At 67.0% G+C, this 4,998-nt stretch carries 6 protein-coding genes and 1 tRNA gene; 3 read left to right on the top strand and 4 right to left on the bottom strand.

Going from position 1 to position 4,998, the window contains the following annotated elements; translation table 11 throughout:
• A partial coding sequence (locus ACIKT0_RS12745) for a TRAP transporter large permease subunit (protein ID WP_407105702.1) occupies positions 1–350 on the top strand: 350 nt, incomplete at its 5' end.
• Between the two features lie 108 nt (positions 351–458).
• Here ACIKT0_RS12745 and ACIKT0_RS12750 read toward each other — a convergent pair.
• Positions 459–1,238 carry a class I SAM-dependent methyltransferase gene (locus ACIKT0_RS12750; protein WP_407105703.1) on the bottom strand — a complete coding sequence of 260 codons (780 nt, stop codon included), beginning with the start codon at positions 1,236–1,238 and terminating at the stop codon, positions 459–461.
• 80 nt (positions 1,239–1,318) lie between these two features.
• Between ACIKT0_RS12750 and ACIKT0_RS12755 the strand changes: the two genes are divergently transcribed.
• The gene (locus ACIKT0_RS12755; RefSeq protein ID WP_407105705.1) at positions 1,319–1,744 is read left to right on the top strand and encodes an Rrf2 family transcriptional regulator; all 426 of its coding nucleotides are present in this window, start codon (positions 1,319–1,321) and stop codon (positions 1,742–1,744) included.
• A gap of 218 nt (positions 1,745–1,962) precedes the next feature.
• On the opposite strand, the gene ACIKT0_RS12760 is transcribed toward ACIKT0_RS12755, so the two are convergent.
• The 3 genes from ACIKT0_RS12760 to ACIKT0_RS12770 all read right to left on the bottom strand — a co-directional run bounded on the left by ACIKT0_RS12760 (position 1,963) and on the right by ACIKT0_RS12770 (position 3,863).
• A tRNA-Thr gene (locus ACIKT0_RS12760) sits at positions 1,963–2,038 on the bottom strand.
• 105 nt (positions 2,039–2,143) lie between these two features.
• Positions 2,144–3,676, bottom strand: coding sequence for a monocarboxylate uptake permease MctP (gene mctP / locus ACIKT0_RS12765; protein ID WP_407105706.1), 1,533 nt, complete (start codon positions 3,674–3,676; stop codon positions 2,144–2,146).
• A complete protein-coding gene (locus tag ACIKT0_RS12770; protein ID WP_407105707.1) occupies positions 3,666–3,863 on the bottom strand; it encodes a DUF3311 domain-containing protein in 198 nt (65 codons plus the stop codon). The genes mctP and ACIKT0_RS12770 overlap by 11 nt, the downstream gene beginning before the upstream one ends.
• A gap of 400 nt (positions 3,864–4,263) precedes the next feature.
• Here ACIKT0_RS12770 and ACIKT0_RS12775 point away from each other — a divergent pair, with 400 nt between their 5' ends.
• Positions 4,264–4,974, top strand: a complete 711-nt coding sequence (locus tag ACIKT0_RS12775; RefSeq protein ID WP_407105708.1) for an MCP four helix bundle domain-containing protein — start codon at positions 4,264–4,266, stop codon at positions 4,972–4,974.
• Positions 4,975–4,998: the final 24 nt, after the last annotated feature.

Here is a 4,998-nt window from a genome sequence, read left to right on the forward strand (position 1 = left end):
CCGGCATGCTGCTGTTCATGCTGGCGATCATCTTCGTGCTCGGCTTCTTCATCGAGTGGATCGAGATCAGCTACATCGTCGTGCCGATGTTCCTGCCCTTGATGCTCGCGGACGGCGTCAACGTCGTCTGGGCCGCGTCGCTGATCGCGGTGGTGCTGCAGACCTCGTTCCTGACGCCGCCATTCGGCTGGGCGTTGTTCTACCTGCGAGGCGTGGCGCCCCCGGAGGTCTCGACGCTCGACATCTACAAGGGCGTCGTGCCGTTCATCGCGCTGCAGCTCATCGCGCTGGCGCTGGTGTTCTGCTTCCCCGGCATCGCCACCTGGCTTCCGACCGCAATCGGATGGTGAAGGCGCGAATCCGCCAGGGCGCGGGATCGCAGGCGTCAGGGAAGGGCCGTCCCCGTGGTGGCCCGACGGATTATCGCCATCAACCAGGAAGGGAGGGTCGCCGCTTGATCAACGGCGGCCCACGCCGATGAGGGCGGTCGAGGGCACCCGGAGGATCCTCTGCCCCTGCGCCATCCGTAGAACCTCCGCGATCACCGCCGCCTTTTCGGAGGCGGTGAGACTGGTCCAGTCGGGTGACATGCCGAACAAGGCGTCGGGCTCTGCAAGCGCCGTCATGTCGACTTCGTAGTCGAAGGTGATCGGCTCGATGTGCGGGTCACGATAGCCCGCCCGCGTGATTTCCCGCGCGAAGTCGCCGGGATCGCTCAGGGCCCCGACCCCGTCAGGCATCGTCATGCCCTCCCGCTTCGGGAACAGCGTGCGCCGGACTTGCCCCAGCAGGAGGAAGGTGGCGGCGCCCCCCTCCGGCCAGGTGGCGACCACCCCATAGCCGCCCGGGCGCGTCACCCGCGCCATCTCGGACAGGCCTGCGCGCCAGTCCGGGAACATGATGACCCCGAAGATCGAAAAGACCGCGTCGAAGCTGGCGTCGGGGAGGTCGAGCGCCTGCCCATCCATCACCCGCGCCTCGACATTCGGCGCCTGCGCGGCCGCTATCCGGGCCACCATCCCAGGCGAGAAGTCCGTGGCGAGCACCTGAGCTCCGGACTCGGCGGCGGCAAGCGCCAACGCGCCCGTGCCGGCCGCGACATCGAGAATGCGGCGCCCGCTCGTCAGCGGGACCCGCGCCAGCGCCGCCCGCGCATAGCGCGTCGTGAAAGGATGGGCGTTTCGCTCATAAGTGAGCGCAGCCTTGTCCCAGTGGCTGACGTTCTCGAACTCCCGCATGCGACCTCCGGCTCATGTAACTTAAAATGTATCGAAATCGCGTGTATGGCGGTTCCGGTGAGCCATGCAAGGGGACTGACATGCGCGCGGACCGCCGCCTTTCGAGAATGCTTCACGTGCTGCTTCACATGGGCCGGCACGATGGGCCGATGACGTCCGAGGCGATCGCGCGCATGCTCGACACCAATCCCGTCGTCGTCCGACGCACGATGGCGGGCCTGCGTGACGCCGGCTATGTGCGATCAGCAAAAGGCCATGGCGGCGGGTGGGAAATCGCGGCCGAACTGGAGAAGGTATCGCTTCTCGACATCCACCGTGCGGTGGGCGGGCCCCATATATTCGCGATCGGCGGCGAGCATCCGCACCCGGAGTGCGCGGTCAAGGACGTGGTCAATGCGGCCTTGGACGATGCGCTACGGGAAGCCGAGGCGTTGCTGCTGGCGCGCCTCGGCGCGATCAGCCTCGCGGAGCTGGCGCGAGGCTTCGACGAGCGCTGCCACAATTAGCCCCACGGGCGTCATGGCCGACGCTCAGCTCCGCGCGCTGGGCGCTCATAGGACGGCCGCCATGATCCGGCTGCACCCGAAAGCGACCGCGGAACAGCGGCGCGCGGGAGCGCGCAGACGAATCGCCCGGAGAACGAAGCAGGGAGGTTTGTCGGATTAGGCCAGTGAGGTCTTGTCGGAACGCCCCCGGAGGGGCGCCCGCGATGCCAGGAGAATGATGGTGCCGCGTGCAGGGATCGAACCCGCGACCCCCTGATTACAAATCAGGTGCTCTACCAACTGAGCTAACGCGGCGGATCTTCGTTCTGTCTGACTCTCGCTCCGAACACGCCTGTCGGCGCGTCCGGAGCTTTTTGCAGCGACAGGCGGCCGACCACAAGAGCGTCGGCCGTCGTCGCGTCAGGCGATCGCTGTGCGGCGCGCCGTGACGAGGTTCACCGCGACCGCCACCGCGACGTTGAGCGCGAGCGCCACCAGCCCGATATAGACCGTGGTCCCGGCGGGTCCGCCGAACGGCAGCGCCTGCAGGGGCTTCAAGCCTTCCGGTCCCCAGGCCATCCAGCTGCCGCTCGCGAAGCCCACCGCCCAGCCGGCCAGCAGCCCGGGGGCGCGGAACCAGCTGGTGTAGAGGCCGAAGACCAGCGCCGGCAGGGTCTGCAGGATCCAGATGCCGCCGAGCAGCTGCAGGTCGAGCGCGAACTTGGTGGGCAGGTAGACGATCACCAGCAGCGCGCCGACCTTGACCACCAGCGACGTAATCTTGGCGACGGAGGCTTCGCCCGCCGGCGTGACCTGCGGATTGACGTAGGCCTTCCAGAAGTTGCGGGTGAAGAGGTTCGCGGCGCCGATCGACATGACGGCCGCCGGAACCAGCGCGCCGATGCCGATCGCCGCATATGCGAAGCCCGCGAACCAGCCGGAGAACAGCGTGTCGAACAGCGCCGGCACGATGTCGTTGTTGGTGGCGACCTTGATGCCGGCGGCGTGGCCCATATAGCCCAGCATGGCGATCAGCCCGAGCAGCAGGGTGTAGGCCGGCAGCAGCACCGCGTTCTTGCGGATCGTGTTGGCGCTGTTGGAGGCGAAGATGCCAGTCAGCGTGTGCGGATACATGAAGGCCGCGAGCGCCGAGCCGAGCGCCAGCGTGGCGTAGGCCGCCATCTGGTTTCCACCGAGCAGCAGCCCGCCCTTGCCGGCGGCCGCGAAATCCGCCCCCGCCTTGTCGAACACGGCGCCGTAGCCGCCGAGCTTCATCGGCACCACGATGACCGCCACGATCACCACGATGTAGATCATGATGTCCTTGACGAAGGCGATCAGCGCGGGGGCCCGAAGGCCCGAGGAGTAGGTGTAGAAGGCGAGGATCAGGAAGGCGGCCGTGAGCGGAACATTGTGGATCGGCCCGAGCGAGATGCCCGCGAGGCCGAGCGCCTTGATCACGGCCTCCATGCCGATCAGCTGGAGCGCGATGTAGGGCATCGTCGCGACGACGCCCGTGATCGCCACGACGAGCTCCAGCGCGCGGGAGCCGTACCTGCCGTGCACGATGTCGCCGGCCGTGACGTAGTTCATCTCCTTGGCCTTCTTCCACAGAAGCGGCATCACGAGGAAGACGAACGGATAGACCACGATCGTGTAGGGCAGGGCGAAGAAGCCGTAGGCGCCGACTGCGTAGACCAGCGCCGGCACCGCGATCACCGTGTAGGCGGTGTAGAAGTCGCCGCCGACCAGGAACCAGGTGATCCAGGTGCCGAAGCTGCGGCCGCCGAGGCCCCATTCGTCGATGTGAGCGAGCGTCTCCGGCTTGCGCCAGTGCGCCGCCACGAAGCCCATCAGGGTGACGAGGATAAAGAAGAACAGGAAGACGGCGAGCGCGGGATAGTTGAGCGTCGGCGTCCATACTGCGGGAGCGGCCGCCGGATCAGTCGTCATCGCGCACGCTCCGATAGGCGACGTAGGTCAGGAGCGCGGTGATCGGCACGAAGGCGAGCTGGTACCAGTAGAAGAACGGGAAGCCCCACAGCCTCGGCTCGAGGTGGTTGTAGAACGCCGGGTAGAGCAGCCCGACATAGGGAATGATCAGCAGCCACAAGGCTGCCCGCGACTTCCGACGGTCCATCCTTACCTCCCAGCGCGATAACGAAGTCGTGATAGCGGTTGGGGGAGTTGGCGCGGGCCGTCAAGTCGCGGCGCTCGGCCGGGGCCGCCTGGTGAGGCGCGGGAGGCCTTCGGCGTCTGCCGTCTCGGCTCGCCCGGTGGCGTCGCACGCAGACGTTGCGCAGGCGCTTCTTCTGCGATCTCCGACGCATCGCGCCGGCCACGGGCATGACGCCCGCTCCGTCGCGGCGGACTTCTACATGCGGCGCTGCAGGGCGAACTTCGCATCGACGCACTCGGCCGGAGACCGCGCGCGAGTCCCGCCCTTTCAAAGAATTCTTCCAGCAGAAGAGCGTCGTTAAACTGAAATAAACTGCGGGTCCGGCCTTTTAATATAATTGTTTCCGCCGGACTCGTCCTCCATGCGTATCAGCACCAAGATCTTCGCCCTTGTGGGCTCACTCGGCCTCGTGGCGGCAACGCTGACCGGGGTCGGCCTCTACTCGCTCTCCAGCTTCCGGGCCGCTTTCGTGGCCGCCCAGCACGCCGACACGGAAGCGCTGAACGGCGAGCGGCTCAACCGGCTCGTCACCGCGACCGTGATGGACGCGCGCGGCATCTACGCGGCCGAGGACTCTGCGAGCGCGAAGCCCTTCGGGGCAGGGGTGCTTGCCTCGCTCGACGCGATCGACAAACTGCTGAACGAGTGGCGCGCGACAGTCGACGAGCACGACCGCGACCTGTTCGAGGCCGTGGCCCGCGAGGCGGCCCGGTTCCGCGAGTTCCGCACCGAAACCGTCCGGCTCGCCGCCGAGGTTTCGCCCCGGGCCGCCAACGAGCAGGGCAACAACGAGGCGAACCGCTCCAACCGCAGGGCGTTCCAAGCCAGCATCGACGCCCTGACGAAAAGGAACCTCGACCAGCAGCGGGCGATCAACGCCGCCGAGGAGGAGCTCTACGCCCGCATCACCACGCTTCTTCTTCTGCTGTCGATCGGCGGCGTGGCCGGCGCCCTGGCGCTGTCCTTCTTCGTGGCCCTCGTCAACAACCGCCCAAGCCCCTGCTGCGCAGGGGCTTGGAAAGTGGTGGGCGTGACAGGGATCGAACCTGTGACCCCTACCATGTCAAGGTAGTGCTCTCCCGCTGAGCTACACGCC

Source organism: Hansschlegelia beijingensis, assembly GCF_045505405.1.
GTDB lineage: Bacteria > Pseudomonadota > Alphaproteobacteria > Rhizobiales > Methylopilaceae > Methylopila > Methylopila beijingensis_A.